A 17,023-nucleotide genomic window follows, 5' to 3' on the forward strand; every position below is an offset into this window, starting at 1 on the left:
GTGAGTGACGCTGTCGCGTGGCCGTCGGCCGTCGAGGGGTGGGCGGCCTCGATCGCCGCCGACGGCCCCGGGGAGCGGGGGCTCGCGACCGTCGCCGCCCCGGTCGCGGTGGTGGTGGCGCGGGAGGCGATCTTCCACGCGCACGCGGTGGCGCCGGAGAAGTCGCTCGCGGTGGGGCACGTCGAGTCGCTGGCCAACGCGTTCACCGCCGCCGACCCCGACGGGGTGGGGGCGCTGCTCGACTTCTGGCACTTCGCCTGGACGGGCCGGTTCGCCACCGGGGCGTTCCTCTCCGACGAGGCGCTGCCGCACGCGTTGAAGCTGCTGCTGCAGCCGATCGTCTCGGCGGGCGGCCGACCGGCCCTGCAGGCGGCGCAGAGCGGGCTGCTGCACGAGGCGCGGCGCCGGCTCACCGCGGAGGTGCAGGAGGCGGCGGCGGCCAACCGCGTGATGGGGCGGGAGCTGTTCCTGCGGCCGCTGCAGGCGTTCACGGAGGAGGGGCCCGAGAGCTGCCTGCTGCTGGTCAGGTCGCCCGCCGACGCGGTCAAGTCGATCAACAACGCCCTGCTGAAGCCGCTGACCATGGGCGGCGTCCGCTACCAGCAGACCATCGACACCGCCGCCCGGGTCGCCGCCCGGATGCGCGAGGTGGTGGACCTGACCGACCTGGTGCGGCAGTCCCCGCCCCCGGCGGCGGTCCGTCCCGGCGCCGACGAGACGGACCGACTCCCCTCGCCCGCCCGCGCGTTGCTGCCCCTGGTGCTGCTCGACCTGGCCGAGGGGGAGCCCGTCCCCTTCGACGTCCAGCCGGTGCTGGACCTGCTGGAGGAGCACCTGGCGCCGCTGGACACCGAGGAGGCGCTCCGTCCCGCGCTGGCCCTGGGCGAGACCGGCCGCACCGGCGGCGTGGTGGCCGAGGCGCAGACCCACCTGGCGTCGATCCGCAGCCGCCTCGACGGCGTCGCCCGGCACGTCGGGGACAGCCCCGAACTGCTGGAACTCCTCGAGGAGGTCCGGGCCGAGGTCGTCCGCGGCCGGACCGGGCAGGTCGAGTCGTTCCTCGAACTCGCCCGCCCGCTGGTGCAGCGCGGCCGCCGCCTGGAACGGACCAGGGCCCTCAACGAACGGCTCGCCGAACTGGGCGCGGGCGGTGCCGAGCCCGACGACGAGGAGCAGGGCGGCGAGGCGGGCGCCGCGGCGGCCCGCCTGGCGGCGATCGTCGACACCGCGCAGCGCACCCCGGACGAGGAGGCCGCCTCCCAACTGCTGGACATGGTCGAGGAGATGGTCCAGCAGCTGGCCCCGGTGCGCAGCGCCCGCCGCCCCGCCGCGGGCGGCGCCGCCTCCTTCAAGGTGCCGCCCGTCGTGCTGCAGGTGGAACTGCTGGAGGACCCGTGGCACCCGATGCTGGCCCGGGCCCTGCGCAGCGCCGCCGACCCGAGGCGGGCCGCCGAACTCTTCGAGGAACTGGCCGCCACCGGCTCCGGACCGGTGCACCGGGCCGGAGCGGTGTGCGCCCTGGGCTGGTCGGTCCTCGACGGGCGCCCCGAGGACGCCCTCCGGCAGCACGGCCGGTTCGCCGGGCTGCTCGGCCGCTCGGCCGCCTCGTACTGGAACGAGGGCTGCGCCCGCGCCGCCCTGGGCGACCTCGACGGGGCGGTGGCCGCCTTCGACGCCGTCGCCCGGCTGGGGGACAGCCCGCCGCACCTGGCCGTGCAGCCCGTCCTGGACCTCTACCGGGCCGCCGGGCACCCCTGCCCGTTCCGCCCGCCGCCCAAGGGCGGGACCCCGCCGGACGTCCGGATCGACGTGCTCACCGCGCAGCGCTTCGAGGTCACCGCCAAGCAGCTGAGGCTCAACGGCCGCACCCCCGACGCCGAACTCCTCCTGGAGGCCCTCACCGAGGTGGCGCCGATGGCGCCCGGCCGTTCGCTGCTGATGAAGATCTACCGGGAGGAGCACCGCCTGGGCGACGCCGAGCGCTTCGTGGCCCGGATGAGCGCCCGCGGCGCCGTCGACTGGATGCTCGAGTTCGACCTCGCCCTGGTCGCCGTCGACAGCGGCGACACCCGCCGGGTCGAGGAACTGCGCGCCCAGCTGGCCCGCTCCGGAGCCCCCGCCCAGCACCTGCAGCAGCTCGACCGCCGGATCGCGAACTCCGGACGCCCCGCGAGCGCCCCCGTCCCGCCGCCCCGGAGCGGGCCCGCCCGCGCGCAGGACCCCGCCCTGCCGCCGGTCCTGCTGCACGAGGACCTGCTGCTGCCGGCCTCCGACACCCTGCCGGAGGGGCTGCGGGCCGCCCTGGTCCGCACCGACAGCCCGCTGGAGGCCGCGCACGCCTTCGCCGCCTGGTCCGCGGACGCCCCCGGCCCCGCGGCCCGGGCCGCCGCCGCGGCGTGCGCCGTCGGCTGGGCCTGCCGGGCGGGCGGCGCGGACCTGGCCGTCGACTGGGCGGACACCCTGCTGCCCCCCGACCCGTCCGGCTGGATGCTGTGGAACCGGGCCTGCGCCCTCGCCCTGTCCCAGGACGCGGAGGGGGCCGCCCGGGTCCTGGAACAGGCCCTCGACGGCGGTGACCAACCGCCCGCGGCCGTGTGGCCGCTGGCGGCGAAGTTCCTCGCCGCGGCCGGCCGCCCGGTGCCGCCGCCCGCCCACGGCGCCACCGCCTCCGGCCCCCGCCCGCTGGTCCGGATCGCCAGCAGCACCGTCCAGCAGTACGAGTCGCTGGCGAAGAAGCTGCACACGGCCGACCGCCGGGCCGACGCGGAGGCACTGCTGCGCGCCCTGGTGGAGGCGGCCCCCCGGGCCCCGGGCCGACTGCTCCTCATGCGGATCTGGCGCGAGGCCCGCCGCCTGGACGACGCGCTCGACCTGGTCGCCCGGCGCCGCGCCCTCGGCGAGGAGGACTGGCGGCTGTGCTACGAGGCGGGCCTGGTCGCCGTCGCGGCCGGACGGCAGAGCACCGCCCTGGACATGCGCCGGCGGGCCGTCCTGCTCGGCGGCCCCGTCGACTGGATCGCCCAGCTGGACCGGCGGATCGGCGTCCCGGGCGGCCGCCCGGTCGCCCCGCCGACCGCCGGCAGCCACACCCCGTCGCCGGAGCAGCGCGTCGTCCAGTACGCCCTCAACGGCCCGCAGTACAAGGCCGCGCTGCTCGAAGCGGTCCGACGGCTGCTCGACGAGCAGGGACCGGCCGCCCTGCTGCGGGTGGCCCGGCAGTTGGAGCAGACCGCCCCGTGGGCCTGCCTGACCCTCCTCGGCCTGGTGGTCGACCGGGTCGCCGAGCAGCCCGACCACGAACTCCCGGCCGGACTCGTCGAACAGACCCTGGCCGGCGGGGACGCCAAACTGGCCGAGCGCCTGGCCGCCGTCCTGGAGGAGCTCGGCGACCACGCGGAGGCCGCCAGGCTGCTGACCGAGGCCGCCGAGTGGTGCCGCCCCGCCCAGCTCCCGCGGATCTGGCACCGGGTGGTCGGGCTGCTGCGCGCCGCCGGACAGCACGGGGAGGCGGAACGGCTGGCCGCCGCCACCAGGCCCCCGCTGCCCGACCTGCCGGTGCGGCCCGCCCCGGACCGGTCGGTGCCGCTCCGGCCGCGGCTCACCCACCTCGTGCCGTCCGCACCCGCGGACGGCGGGACGTCCGCGCTGCACCGGGCGCAGGAGAGCGAGCAACTGCTCGGCCCCGCCGGGGCCGCCGACGCCTGGTGCGCCGCCGTGGAAGCGGGGCACGTGGTCGCCTACCCGCACGCCCTGGGGGCCCTGGTGCTCGGCGAGCGGGCCGAAGAGGCCCTGGAGCTCTACCGGCGCCACGCGGACCGGCTCTGGATCGGGGCCGCGTCGGCCTGGAACGTCGCGGCCGCCTACGCCCGGCTGGGGCTGCTGGAGGCGGCGGCGGACACGCTGGAGCTGCAGGCCAGGATCAGCCACTGGACGGCCCCCGACCCCGAGGAGAAGGCCCAGCTGGAGCAGATCTTCCGCGCCCTGGGGCGGCCCTCGCCCGGCGGCCTGATCGCCGGGCGCAACGCCTCCACCCCGGTCGGCACCGCCCCGCCCGCGGCGCCCCGCCCGCCGGTCCGGGAGAGTCCGGAGCGGCCCGCGGACCCGCCCGCCGGCCCGCCCGCGGACCCGCTCGCCGACCCGGCCCGGGAGGCGCCCGCCGCCCCCGCCGCCCTGCCGCCCCGGGTCAAACCCGGCGAGTGGGAGGACCGCGCCACGGCCGAGGCCCTGCGCAGGAGACTGGTGCTCAGCGGCCCCGGATCGCCGGGCTTCGCGGAGCTGATCCGGGACGTGCGCACGCTCTGCTCCCCGCTGGTCGACGGCCTGGCCGGTGAGGCCGAGCGGTTCGTCCACCCCGCCGTGCGGTCGATCACCCCCGAGCACCTCGACCGGACGGTCCCCGCCGCCCGGGCCGCGTTCGTCGCGGGCCTGGAGGCGGCCGGGGCGGGGCGCTGGCACGAGGCGGAACGGGCCTGGCGCACGGCGTACGACGCGCAGCCGCGCAACGAGGTGATCGCGGCCGACCTCGCGCTGGCCCTGCTCCGCACCGGCCAGCCCGGCCTCGCCCGGCAGCTCGTCGACGGCTTCCTGTTCAGCACCGTCTTCATCCGCCCCCGCACCGCGACCGCCCACGCCCTCGGCGGCAGCACGGCCGCCGTCGAGGAACTCGCCCGGATGCGCACCGAGGACCTCGGCCTGGGCCGGACCGAACTGGCGCTGGCCCAGGCCGGACTCGAACTCCACCACCTGGAGGACCCGGGCGCCGCCGCCCGCACCCTGCTGTCCGTCGCCACCGAGCGCCCGCCCGGCCTCGGCCGGATGTTCGCGGTGGTGGCCCTGCTGCTCGGGCACGACGCCGGCGACGGCCCCCTGGTCGAGCAGGCGCACCGGTGCCTGGTCCGCCAGATGCCGCACGTCAACGAGATCGTGCACCACGCGCTGCAGGCCCGCCGCCCCGACCACCTGATGCTGGTCCCCGGCCTGCTGCGCGGCGCCCACCTCGACAAGGTGGCCAACGCCCGCTCCGAGGAACTGCGCCGCGACCAGCCCTCGCACCGCCGGCTGCGACTGATGCGCTCCCTGCTCGAACAGCGCCGGGGCACCTCGCCGGAGGCCCGCTGGCTGTACGCCCGGATGCTCTGGCAGGACGGGGACAGCCAGCAGGCCGCGCAGGCCTACCGGGAGGTGGCACTGGAACTGTCGGTGCGGCCCGGCCGGCCGAGGCTGGCCACCGCCGTGGAGGAGTGGATCCAGGCGGCCCGCGGCAGCGGCGACCCGGCGGCGCACCGGGACGCCCTGGGCACCAAGCAGGACCTCGGCCTGCCCATGCGCACCCGGGAGCTGGAGATCCTGCGCGGCGACGACGTCGCCCACGAGAGCCTGCTGCTCGACCTGAACGCGGAGGTGGCCGCCCTGGAGGCCGCCGACGTGGTGCAGGCGCCGCTGGAGACGGGGCACCGCCTGGAGCGGGTCGCGGAGTCGCTGCGCTCGGTGGCCCACGGCGGTCAGGACGTGGGGAACGTCGACCGGCTCGTCGAGGTCTGGAACCACCAGCTCGCCCAGGACATCACCGACGAGGAGGGCCGGGGCCGGCTGATGGCCCTGCGCCGACAGGCCCTCGACCTGTGCGGCCGGGTCGGCGACCCGACGCTGCGCGAGGTGGTGCGGCGGGTCAGCAAGGTCACCTACCGGCTGTGGGAGGAGTCCGGCCGCCTGCTGCTGCCGGCCCGGGTCGAGGCCGCGTTCACGGTCTCCGAGGCCGAGCTGTGGCGTCACGGCGAGGGCCCGCTGCACGTCCGCCTGACGGTGGAGCTGCAGGAGGACCACGGCCTGCTGCGGATCGACTGGAACGGTTCGCTGGACGTCGAGGTGGAGCTGCTCCGCGGCCGGCAGCAGGTCGTCTTCCGGGTCGACGAGCTGTGCGGCGTCGACCGGGTGGAGCTCGACCTCGCGCTCTTCCGCCCCGGCGAGGACGCCCCGGAGAGCCTCAAGGTCGCGTACCCGGTGGAGGTCCGCTCGGAGCGGGGGCTGGGCGAGCACGGGTTCCATCCCAGCATCCCCGCCGACGAGCGGATGCACGTCCCCCGGGAGAGCGAGCTCGCCGAACTGCGCAACAACTACAGCAACCGGCGGGCCGCGACGGTGCGGTTCCTGCACGGGCCGCGGCAGGTCGGCAAGACCACGCTGGCCCGCTCGCTGACGGCCCACCCGCTCCCGGCCGACCCGGCCGAGTGGCCGCTGCCCGGCGTCGTCGCCGTGGACGTCAACGGGGAACTGTGGATCCCCGGCGAGAGCCCCCCGCTGTGGACGTGGCTCGCCGAGGTGATCGCCGACCAGCTGGAGAAGTCCTGGCCGGCGGGCGTCCACCGCCCCGAGCGGCTGCCCGACAGCGGCCACGGCTTCCGCAAGTGGCTGACCGGGATCCGGTTCGAGGGCGTGGCCGAGTGGCGGCTGCTGCTGATGATCGACGAGTTCCAGCGGCTGCTCGACCGGGTGAAGGAGGCGGGGAAGTCGATCGCGCACCTGGGCGACCAGCTGCGGGGGATGGCGGCCGACCCCGCCGTGCCGTTGCTGCTGCTGACCCTGGGCTCCTGCAGCTTCGAGAGCCTCAAGGCCAGGCTGGTGCCCCACGACAGCACCCTCACCGACGAGATCAAGGCGTTCGCCGTCGGGTTCATGGAGCCCGACCAGGCCCGGATGATCTTCCGGCGCGGCTTCGACGACAGCATCCTCATCCAGCAGGCCGCGGTGGAGCGCCTGGTGGCGTACACCGGCGGCTACCCCTTCCACGTGCACTGCATGGGCGAGCGGCTGGCGACCCAGCTCGCCCACCGCAGGGCCTCCATCCTCACCCCGGAGGACGTGGAGTTCGCGGCCCGGCTGCTGCTGGAGGACCCCGACGTCATCCGGCCGATCGCGGACCTGCAGGGCGAGCCCGGCATCGAGCGGGCCGTCTCCCACCTGCTGGAGCACGAGACCGTCCCGGACGAACCCACCATCGGCGACGACGCCGTGGAGATGGACACCGACCCGGAGGTCGACCGCGGCCTCGACCGGATCAAGGAACTCGGCCTGATCCGGCGCGACGGGCACAGCGACTGGGTGTGGTCCAACCTCCTGATCTACCGGTGGCTCAAGGAACGGCACGCCCGCCAGCAGCTCAGGGCCCGCCGCCGCGCCGCCGAACCGCCCGGCCCCGGCACCGCGCCGGAGCCGGAACCGCACCGGGACGAGGACCCGGCCGAGGCCCTGCGCCGGGCCGGTTTCGTCCTGGGCGAGGCGCTCGGGCACCAACTGGTCGACGGCTTCGCCGCCGCCCGGAAGGTGACCCTGAACGGCCGCGCCGCGGTGGCCAAACTGCTCAACCCCACCGGCGACCCGGACACCCGCGAGGCCCTGCAGGCCAGGTTCGACGCCCTGCAGGAGAGCGTGAGCAGCGGCGTGCCCCGGCTCCTGCGCGAGTGCGGCACGGTGCACGACAGGTGGTTCGTCTTCGAGTGGACGGAGGGCACCACCCTCGGCGACCGCGTCCGGCAGTACGACCGCCTGCGCTACGAGTGGCGGCAGGCCGTGGGCTGGGTGGTCGAGGCCGCGGACATCGTCGCCCGCGCCTACCGCGAGGGCGGCCTCACCCACGGCGACCTCAAGCCGGACAACCTCGTCCTGGCCCCCGACGGCCGGGTGACGGTGCTGGACTGGGGCGGCGGCAACCTCGGCGGCCGGGTCAGCCCGGTCTTCGCCACCCAGTCCTGCGACGAGAACTACGCCTCCCCCGAACAGCGGACCCTCGACCTGGGCGAGCCGCGGGGCGTGCTCGCCGCGGACGACGCGTACCTGCTGGCCGCCACCCTGTTCGAACTCGTGCACCCCGAGCGCAGGCGGTTCAGCCACTGCCGGGACGAGCCCCCGGACCCGTTCGAGCCGGACGGGCGCCCCCCGCTGGACGACCACTTCCGGGCCATCCGGCGGAACGCCGCACTGTCCCTGTCCGCGATCCTGCGCGAGGCGTTGAGCCCCGTCCCGGCCCACCGCTTCGACAGCGCCGAGGAGTTGGCCGCCGAACTGAGGAGCGTGCTCCGGACATGACCGCCCCCGCCCCCCGCCCGCTGCCGGGTCCCCGCCCCGGCGCCGGGGCGGGCACCGGCTGGCCGGCCCGCCTCGCCGCGGCCCTGCCGCCCGCCCCCGACCGGATCGTGCTGCCCCACCACTCGCCGTCCGGCGATCACGAGTCCTACGCGTACCCGACCGAGGACGACGCCGTCGTGCTGCTGCCCGGCCTCGCCGTCGTCGTCCACCTGCTGCCGGCCTCCGGCGGCCGGGTGCTGGGCCACTCCGCCGCCTACCACTGGCACCACGAACGGGACGCCGTCCGCACCGTGGTGCCCAACCCGTTCGCCCGGATCCGGCACAAGCAGTCGGTGCTGCACAGCCGACTGGGACGGCAGGTCGAGACCCGCGGCGTGGTGGTCCACTACGAGGACGCCGACGTCACCCCGGTGCGGCTCGGCGCCCGGGACGCCCTGGTGCCGCTGGGCGCGCTCGGCCGCTGGCTGGCGGGCCTGGTCCCGGTCCGGCCGACCCCGCACCCGCGGGAGGTCCGACACCGGTTGAACCCGCGGCTGCCCAGGACCTGGCCGGAGAACGGTTACCGGCAGGGCCGGGTGCTCACCTACCAGGACAGCTGGGTCGTGCACGAGGGCGTCCACACCGACCCCGCCGGGCACCGGCAGCGGGTCGCGCTGCTCATCGGGCCGGTCGGCGCCGGGACCGCCCGCGACCACGACGTCGCGCACCGCACCTCCCGCGGACCGCTGCTCGCCCCGTTCACCGTCGAGAACGGCACCCGCCTCGTCGTCCCGTCGCCCCTGCCGCCCGGCGACAGCCTCGCCGCCCGCCTGCGCACCGGCCCGGGCACCGACGAGGCGCTGCGGCACTCCCTGGCGCTGCTGCGCACCCTCGCCGACCGGCACGCCCTGGGCGTCGTGCACCAGTCGATCCGGCCCGAACTGGTCTTCCCCGACGAGGACGGCCGCACGGTCACCCTGGTCGGCGCCGTCCACGCCCGGATCGGCGGCCGCAGCGGCGGGACGGACCTGCTGCGCACCGAGGTCCACAACGCCCACGTCGCCCCCGAGATCCGGCAGGGCCGGGAGCGCACCGTCCCGCAGGCCGCCGACATCTGGTCCTGGGCCTCGGTCACCACCGCCCTGCTGCGCGGCAGCGACCCCGAGGAGCACCCGCCGACCGCCCCCGCGCCCCTGCCCGCCGACCTCCCCGACCGCTGGCGCCGGGCCCTGCAGCGTGCGCTCGGCGACCAGCGGCAGCGCCCCACCGCGGCCGCCCTGCTGGCGGCCCTCGACGGCGGGCCCGCGGCCCCCACCGCCGCCGCGACCCCGCAGGTCCCGCCCCTCCCCGTCGCCCCGCCCGTCCCGGCCGCACCGACGGTGTCCGCCGCCGCGCCCGCCCCGCGCGGCGCCAGGCTCCACCAACTGGGCCCCTACCGCACCGAACAGGAGCGCCGGGTCGCCCACACCCTGGCCAAGGGCCTCGACCCGGCGGACGCCGTCATCGTCGCCGCCCGCGCCGACCGCCGGGGCCGGGACACCGACGTCGACTGCGTGGTCCTGCGCGGTGACCTGCTGATCGCCGTCGAGTGCAAGAACTGGCAGCTCCCCGAAGGGCTCGACCCGGCCGCCGACACCTGGCCGCCCGGCCCCGGCGTCACCCGCGCCTACACCACCCACTCGCCGCTGCCCCTGCTGCGCCAACTGGCCCCCGCCCTGCAGCGGCAGATCGGCTGGCCCGGGCGCAGCGCCTGCCTGCTGGTCGTCCCCCGGGTCCCCGCGCTCACCGGTCCGACCTCGGACGCCGCCGCGACCCTGGTCTCCCAGGAGCCGCGGGAGCTGCTGGCGCGCGTCCGCGCCCTCGCCCCCGGGAACGACCGGCCGCCGGAGTTCGAGGCGTGCCTGCGGCGCCTGGTCGGGGAGATCGCCACCCCCGAGGTCCTCTCCGGCTTCCGGCTGGAGGCGCTGCACGCCATCGGCGACGGCTGGCAGGCGTACCGGGCCGAGGCCAACGGCCTGCCGTACCACCTCAAGGTCATCGGCGAGAACATGACCACCCTGCCGCGGGACGAGGCGGTCCGGCTGCGCGGGGCACTGAGCGAACGCACCCACACCGTGGCCCGGACGCTCGCCGACCGCCCCGCCCTGGCCGCCAGGGTCTTCCGGCCGGTCCGGCTGCCCCGGGACACCTCCGAGGTCGAACCGCACCTGCTGATCGCCTACGCTTGGGAGCACGACCACCCGCTGCGCCGCCTGCCCGCCCCGCTGCCCGCCGCCGGGGCCGTCGGCCCGCTCACCGCGCTCGCCGCCGCGGTGACCGAGCTCCACGGCGCCGACGTGGTGCTGCGCCACCTCTCGCCCGACTCCGCGTACCTGTGCCCGCCGCCGCCCGGCGCCCCGCCGGGGCCCTACGTCAAGGTGTCGATGCTGGAGTGGATGCGGGTGCCCGGGGCGACCACCGCCGCGGTCTCCCGGCTGTTCTCGCACGACCCCTCGCCGTACGTGGCGCCGGAGATCCGCTCCGGCGACACCCGGCGCAGCCGCGCCGCGGACCTCTACTCCCTCGGCGCGGTCGCCCACTGGCTGCTCACCGGGCAGGACCCGACCCACCTGCGGGCGCACGAGCGGGCCGCCCCCCTGCTCCTGGAGCACGGCGCGGGCCGGGGGCTCGCCGCCCTGGTCGCCGCCGCGCTGCGTCCGTGGGAGGCGCGGCCCGGGTGGAGCGCCGCCGAGTTCGCGCGCCGGGTCGCGGCGGCGGTCGGCTGAACGCACCGCCGCCCGGCCGGAGGGGTCCGGCCGGGCGGCGGTGGCGGTGGCGCTCCTGCGGAGGTCAGGCGGCCGCGGGGAGGTCGAGGCCGCGGGTGGTGACCAGGTGGGCGGTGCCGTCGACGAGGCGGTAGGAGAGGCCCACCACGGCGGCGGTGCCCGCGGCGACCGCGGCGGCGATGGTGTGGGAGCGGTCGAGCAGCAGGGCGACGGTGTGCCGTATGTGCTCGTCGATGAAGTCGGAGTTCTCGGTGTAGCCGGCCGCGTTGGCGGCCAGCACGCTCGGGGTGACCCGCTCGATCACGTCGCGGACGAAGCCCTCGCCGCTGGCGCCGACCGCCACCGCCTCCCGGGTCGCGCCGACCGCGCCGCAGGAGTCGTGGCCCAGGACGATCACCAGCGGGGTGCCGAGCACGCTCACGCCGTACTCGATGCTGCCGAGCACCTCGGGGCCGAGCACGTGACCGGCGGTGCGGACCACGAACAGGTCGCCGAGGCCCTGGTCGAAGATGATCTCGGCGGCGAGCCGGGAGTCGGAGCAGCCGAACAGTACGGCGAACGGGGTCTGGGAGGGGGCGGTCTGGGCGCGGCGGGCGGCGTCCTGGTTCGGGTGCTGCGGAGTACCGGCGACGAACCTGCCGTTGCCCGCCAACAGCATCTCGAAGGCGGCCTGGGGAGTGAGGTGTGCGGCGTCAGTCATGCTCGCAGATTACGTGCCCGGGCTGCCGCCGGTCGCGCCCGGGCCACCCCCTGGACCCTCCGGCACCGGCAGCAAGCCATGATCAAACGGGTGATAGCGGCCGAAACCGTCCGGTTGCCGGTGCCCGGAGGTCGATAACCGCACCGATTCCGGGCAGCTGGTACGAATACCACCGACCCGGGTCGCCCGCCGGACGGCCGTTGACCGGCGAGGGGGAGCAGCGGGGACGGCCGTCCGGCGGTGGCCCGGGGGCGGTCAGTAGCAGCGGTACTCGCGCGCCGGCAGGGTGGACTTGACGCCCGCCGAGTTGTGGAAGACCACGCTGTAGTCGCCGTACTGGAGCCCGTTGGGAGCGACGAACTTCTTGATCAGGGTCTGGGTGTACGTGCCGCCGTCGGCGAGGTTGCTGTAGGAGGACGGGCAGCCCTTGCCGGTGAGTGGGGGGAGCCGGTGGCAGAGGGGTCGGGAGTGGACGTGGCCGCTCCGTCCCCGGCACGAGTGATCCTCCGTCCACGGCCCGATCACCGTCAATGGTCTAGGCCAATCGCGGGCAATCATGGCCGGATCCCGCCCGCCCGACCCGCGTCCGAACGGCCCCGATGACACCCCGTCACGGCCGGATGGCCGGATCCGCGCCCGCTGACCGCACATGCGACGCATCGTCGGAAAGCAGTGGCAAGAGGGCGATCGGTGCAATCAGGGGACGCACCGGACGGCGGCCGTGCCAGGATCGGGTGCGGCCGGGTCCGAGCGGCCCGGGCGGAACGGTCGGAGCGGGCGGCGGAGGCGTGCGTGGTCGAGGGCGGCTGGCAGTGGGACGAGACGCTGTTCCAGGGGGCGGCCCCGCACTACGCCCGCGGCCGCCTCCCGTACGCGCCCGGGCTGGCCGAGGCGCTCGCCGTGGCGCTGCGGCTCGACGGCACCGGGCGGCTGCTCGACGTCGGCTGCGGGCCCGGGACGCTCGCGCTGGAGCTCGCCGACCGGTTCGCCGAGACCGTCGGCGTCGACGCGGACGCCGGGATGATCGAGGAGGCCGCCCGGGCCGCCGCCCGCACCGGCCTCGCCGGGCGGACCCGCTGGCTGCACGCCCGCGCCGAGCAACTCCCGCTCGGCCTCGGCACGTTCGACGTCGTCGCGTTCGCCCAGTCCTTCCACTGGATGGACCGCGACCCGGTCGCCGCCACCGTCCGCGCCATGCTGCGCCCCGGCGGCACGCTGGTGCACCTGTCCGACCGGAAGGACGAGCCCCGCCCCACCGGCCCGCTCCCGTACCCGCCGGTGCCGCAGGCCGGGATCGACGCCCTGGTGCGCCGCCACCTCGGCCCGGTCCGCCGGGCCGGGCGCGGCGTCCTGCCGCACGGCACCCTCGGCGGGGAGTCGCTGGTCTACGCCCGGGCCGGGCTGCTCGGCCCCGAGAAGCTGGTCGTCCCCGGCGGCGGCCTGCTGGAGCGCGGCACGGACGAGGTGGTGGCCGGGGTGCTGTCGATGTCCTCCTCCGCGCCGCACCTGTTCGGCGCCGACCTGCCCGCCTTCGAGGCCGAACTGCGCGCCCTGCTGCACCGAACCTCGCCCACCGGCCGGTTCTCGGTCCGGCAGCCCGGCAGCGAGGCCGTCCTGTGGCGCCGCCCGGACGCGGCCCGCCCGGACGCCGCCCGCCCCGACGCCGGCCGCTCCGACGGCAGTTGACCCGGCGTCCGATCGCGGCGGCGGCGCACCACCGCCCGGAGCCGGAGCCGTCGCCGAGGCCCGGCGGCGCCCGGCTCAGTCGCGGTGGAGCGCCGCGGTCGCGCCCGTGAGCGCGGCCGCGGCGACCAGCGCCCAGCCGGTCTGCCGGTGCAGCACCAGCACCGCGCCGGGCACCACCCCGGCCAGCATGGTGAGCGCGGCCAGCACGCGGCGCCGCCGACGGGGCGAGCGGGGCTCGGCGGCGAGGCCGGTGAGCGTCATGGTCAGGACGGTGGTGGTCAGGTCCGGCACGCCGAGGCTGCGGACCGTCGCGTTGCGCAGGCCCATCGCCAGGGCCAGCAGCCCGATCACCCCGTACTGGACGGCCCCGCCGGTGCCGACCGCGCCGGTGCCGACCCCGAACACCACGGCCGCCGCCGCGAGGTGCAGCACGCCCTCCGCGACCAGCGCGGGCCGCAGCCGACCGGCGGTCAGCCGCCCGGCGAGGGCCGCACCGAGCAGGAACGCCGCCAGCGCGGTGGTCGACCCGAGGACGGAGAAGCCGGGCGCACCGGCCAGGCCGAAGCCGATGACGACGACGTTGCCGGTCATGTTGGCGGCGAAGACGTGCCCGAGCCCGAGGTAGCTGACGGCGTCGATCAGCCCGCTCACCACGGTCAGCCCGAACAGGGCGAGCGCCAACGGGTCGCCGTCCCCGGGGTCCGCCCCGACGGCCTTCGGTGTGCTCACGGCGCTCCTCCCGGACGGCTGCTGACGCCTGTACGGCAGTGTGCCGGACCCGCCGCGGTGGCGGCGGGTCCGGCGGGGCCGGGCGGGGTCCGACCGGGTCGGGCGCGGCGGCGGGCGCGGGCCCGGCGTCAGCAGCGGTGCGGTGCCGGTGCCGGCGCCGCTGGCAGCCCGATGGCGTGCCGGGCCTGGGCGAGGGCGCTGCCCCAGTCACCGGTGAAGCGGACGGCCCGGTCGTCGATGTAGACGGCGGCGCCGAGCTTCTTGTTGGTCACCAGCAGGCAGTCGCCCTGCCAGTAGGCGCGCTCGGGGTCCTCGTCGACGAGCGTCTCCAGACCGGAGTGCTCGCGCAGCCAGCCCGCCACCGCGGGGTGGAAGCGGCGCGGGCGGGCGGTCATGATGAACACCGAACGGACCCGCTTCAGCGCGTGCAGCGACTCGATCGCCCCCGGGACGGGCTTGCCGTAGATCCGGCCGTCCTGCCAGCCCTCGTCGTGGGCGACCAGGGTCTGGTCGAAGTCGATGCCGACGGCGTGCGAGGCGGGCGAGGCGGGGTCGAGCGGTACGACGGTCATGGAACGGTTCCCTTCGGGTGCGGCGGCCTGGTTCCGGCCGGCTCGCAGGAGGGGAGTCGCCCGGGCCGCCGCGCTTACCCGCTTTCGCCGCACTCCGTGATCAATGCACTCCATGGGGTGACGGTGCGGGCGGCTCCGGGGTGAGCGCGATCAGCGCGACGTCGTCGGCCAGGTGGTGGCTCCAGTCGCGCACGTCCCGCTCCAGGAAGGCCAGCACCTCCGCCGGGGAACCCGGACCGGCCGGGCCGAACGCCGCCGACAGCCGCTCCGCCGCCGGGTAGAACTCGCGCGAGGCGTTGCGGGCCTCGGTCAGCCCGTCCGTGTGCAGCAGCAGCACCTCCCCGGCGGGCAGCGGCACCCGCCGCGGCACCGGCACGTCCCCGCCCAGCACGCCGAAGCCCAGCGGCAGCAGCGCCGGGGCCGCCACCTCGCGGGCCCCCGCGGGGGCCGGACCCAGCGCCAGCGGCTCCAGGTGGCCGCAGTTCACCACCTCGACGTACCCGTCCGGGACCCGGTGCTGCAGCAGCAGGGCCGTCGCGAACAGCTCCTCGTCGCCGCGGGCCGCCGCGCTGCGCGCCGTGTGCCGGTCCAGCCGGGCCGCCAGCTCGCCCAGGTCGTCCGTCTCGTGCGCCTGCGAGCGGAAGCACCCCAGCAGGTCGGTCACCGTCTGCACCGCCTGCAGGCCCTTGCCCCGGACGTCCCCGATCAGCACCCGCGTCCCGTGCGGGGTCTGCACCGCCTCCAGGAAGTCCCCGCCGATGCCCGTCCCCGCCGTGGCCGCCTGGTAGCGGGACGCCAGCCGCAGGCCGCCCAGGCGCTCCGGGATCGGGTGCAGCACCGCCTCCTGCAGCGCCGCCGCACTGGCCCGGCTCGCCGCCAGCCGCTCGCTCCGCTGCCGCCGCCCCCACACCGCGAGCCCCGTCACCACCCCCACCGCCAGCGCCGAACCCTGCGCCAGCGGACGCTGCGCCAGCTCCGGACCGGCCAGCACCCGCACCAGCAGCCACTCGCCCGCCGCCGCCCCCACCACCCCCAGCACCACCACCGGCAGCCCCGCGATCAGCGCGCCCGCCGCCACCACCGCGGCCGCCACCCACAGCACGTTCTCCGCCTGCCGCCCGCTCGCCCCCAGGCTCACCGCCGAGGTGGCCGGCAGCGCCTGCGCCGCCGCCGTCCCCAGCAGCACCGACACCGGGTGGAACGCCGACGCCGTCCCCAGCCGGCCGCGCGGCAGCGCCGACAGGAACCACGCCATCTGCGGCACCTGCGCCATCATCACGCCCAGCCCCGTCAGCACCGCCGCCACCGTGCCCAGCAGCATCCCGGTCGCGGTGCCCGTCGGCAGCACGTGGCACAGCGCCAGCCCGGTCACCGCCAGCGGCAGGCCCAGCGAGCAGCCCGTCACCGGCGAGATCCGCCGCCCCCGCACCAGCAGGCAGCCCGCCACCCCGCCCGCCCCGTACGCCGAGACCATCAGCGCCGTCGCCGCCACCCCGATCCCGGACGCCGCGGTCAGCACCGGCAGCGCCAGCAGCAGCGCGACCTGGGTGAACCCCACCGCCACGCCCGTCGCCAGCGCCATCGAGGCGATCCGCCGCGGCATCGTGAACCGGTGCCGCCGCCGGCGCCGACCCGCCACCGCGGCCGCCACCGGCAGCAGCGCCAGCAGCGCCACCGTGCGCGGATCGGCCCAGCCCCACACCGGGCCGACCTGCAGCGCCGCCACCGCCGCGGCCAGCGCCACCGCCAGCGCGCCCAGGAACAGCCGGTCCAGCGGCGCCGGCGGATCGGCCGCCTCCGGCAGCCGCCGCAGCACCGCCACCAGCAGCCCCACCGCGACCACCGCCCCCAGGCCCGCGCTCACCCGCAGGCCCGGCATCGACGGCGCCCGCGGGATCAGGTTGGCCGCCGCGAAAAACGCCGCCGACATCACCGCCAGCCACCCGCCCAGCGCCTGCGGCATCCGGCCCGGCGGGTTCAGCGCCGCCACCGAGGCCAGGCAGCCCGCGAACACCGCCGAGACCCCGACGACCACCACCGTCCGGCCCAGCAGGTACGACCAGTCCGAGAAGGCCGCCGTCTCGACCGCCAGCCCCGCCGCCAGCACCCCCAGCGACCAGGCCAGCACCCGGCGCCGCCCCCACGCGTCCCCCGCCCGGCCCGCGGCGAACAGCGACAGCACCGTCAGCGCGCCGCCGCCCACCTTCATCGCCACCACCTGCTGCGGGCCCAGCCCGAACCGCACCCGCACCGCCGGGAGCGCCGCGCCCTGCAGCACCGGCGACACCACGTAGAACACCGCGGCCGCCGCCAGCAGCACCCCCACCGCCCGTCCGCCCCCCACCCGCCCGAGGGCGGACGGGGTGCCCACGGGCACGGGCGCGGAGGACGGGGACGGGGAGGGGGAGGCCGTGGGGTTCGCGGCCATCGGGAACCTCGATCTGCTCGGCGGGCGGGAGGACCACCCCACTGTGCCAGGTCGAACCGGGCAAACCCGAACACATCGGGAC

At 77.0% G+C, this 17,023-nt stretch carries 8 protein-coding genes; 3 read left to right on the forward strand and 5 right to left on the reverse strand.

From position 1 onward, the window contains the following. Together QSK52_RS28615 and QSK52_RS28620 are read left to right on the forward strand one after the other, a co-directional pair. Positions 1-8,082 carry a hypothetical protein gene (locus QSK52_RS28615; RefSeq protein WP_285739083.1) on the forward strand — a complete coding sequence of 2,694 codons (8,082 nt, stop codon included), beginning with the start codon at positions 1-3 and terminating at the stop codon, positions 8,080-8,082. After that, the gene (locus QSK52_RS28620) at positions 8,079-10,826 is read left to right on the forward strand and encodes a serine/threonine-protein kinase (RefSeq protein WP_285739084.1); all 2,748 of its coding nucleotides are present in this window, start codon (positions 8,079-8,081) and stop codon (positions 10,824-10,826) included. The genes QSK52_RS28615 and QSK52_RS28620 overlap by 4 nt, the downstream gene beginning before the upstream one ends. A gap of 64 nt (positions 10,827-10,890) precedes the next feature. Here QSK52_RS28620 and QSK52_RS28625 read toward each other — a convergent pair whose 3' ends face one another. After that, positions 10,891-11,526, reverse strand: coding sequence for a carbonic anhydrase (locus QSK52_RS28625; protein ID WP_285739085.1), 636 nt, complete (start codon positions 11,524-11,526; stop codon positions 10,891-10,893). Between the two features lie 255 nt (positions 11,527-11,781). After that, complete coding sequence (locus QSK52_RS28630; RefSeq protein WP_285739086.1) at positions 11,782-12,084, reverse strand: hypothetical protein; 303 nt, start codon at positions 12,082-12,084, stop codon at positions 11,782-11,784. Between the two features lie 234 nt (positions 12,085-12,318). Between QSK52_RS28630 and QSK52_RS28635 the strand changes: the two genes are divergently transcribed. Then, positions 12,319-13,212: a class I SAM-dependent methyltransferase gene (locus QSK52_RS28635; RefSeq protein ID WP_285739087.1), complete on the forward strand. Its 894-nt coding sequence runs from the start codon at positions 12,319-12,321 to the stop codon at positions 13,210-13,212. Positions 13,213-13,287: 75 nt separating this feature from the next. Here the strand turns inward: QSK52_RS28635 and QSK52_RS28640 are convergent, their stop codons facing one another. The 3 genes from QSK52_RS28640 to QSK52_RS28650 all read right to left on the reverse strand — a co-directional run bounded on the left by QSK52_RS28640 (position 13,288) and on the right by QSK52_RS28650 (position 16,941). Continuing rightward, a complete protein-coding gene (locus tag QSK52_RS28640; protein WP_285739088.1) occupies positions 13,288-13,941 on the reverse strand; it encodes a YoaK family protein in 654 nt (217 codons plus the stop codon). Positions 13,942-14,069: 128 nt separating this feature from the next. Then, entirely contained in the window at positions 14,070-14,513 is a 444-nt protein-coding gene (locus QSK52_RS28645) for a hypothetical protein (protein WP_285739089.1), read from the reverse strand. A gap of 100 nt (positions 14,514-14,613) precedes the next feature. After that, entirely contained in the window at positions 14,614-16,941 is a 2,328-nt protein-coding gene (locus QSK52_RS28650; RefSeq protein WP_285739090.1) for a SpoIIE family protein phosphatase, read from the reverse strand. Between the last annotated feature and the right edge of the window lie 82 nt (positions 16,942-17,023).

Source organism: Kitasatospora phosalacinea (assembly GCF_030268885.1).
Lineage (GTDB): Bacteria > Actinomycetota > Actinomycetes > Streptomycetales > Streptomycetaceae > Kitasatospora > Kitasatospora phosalacinea_C.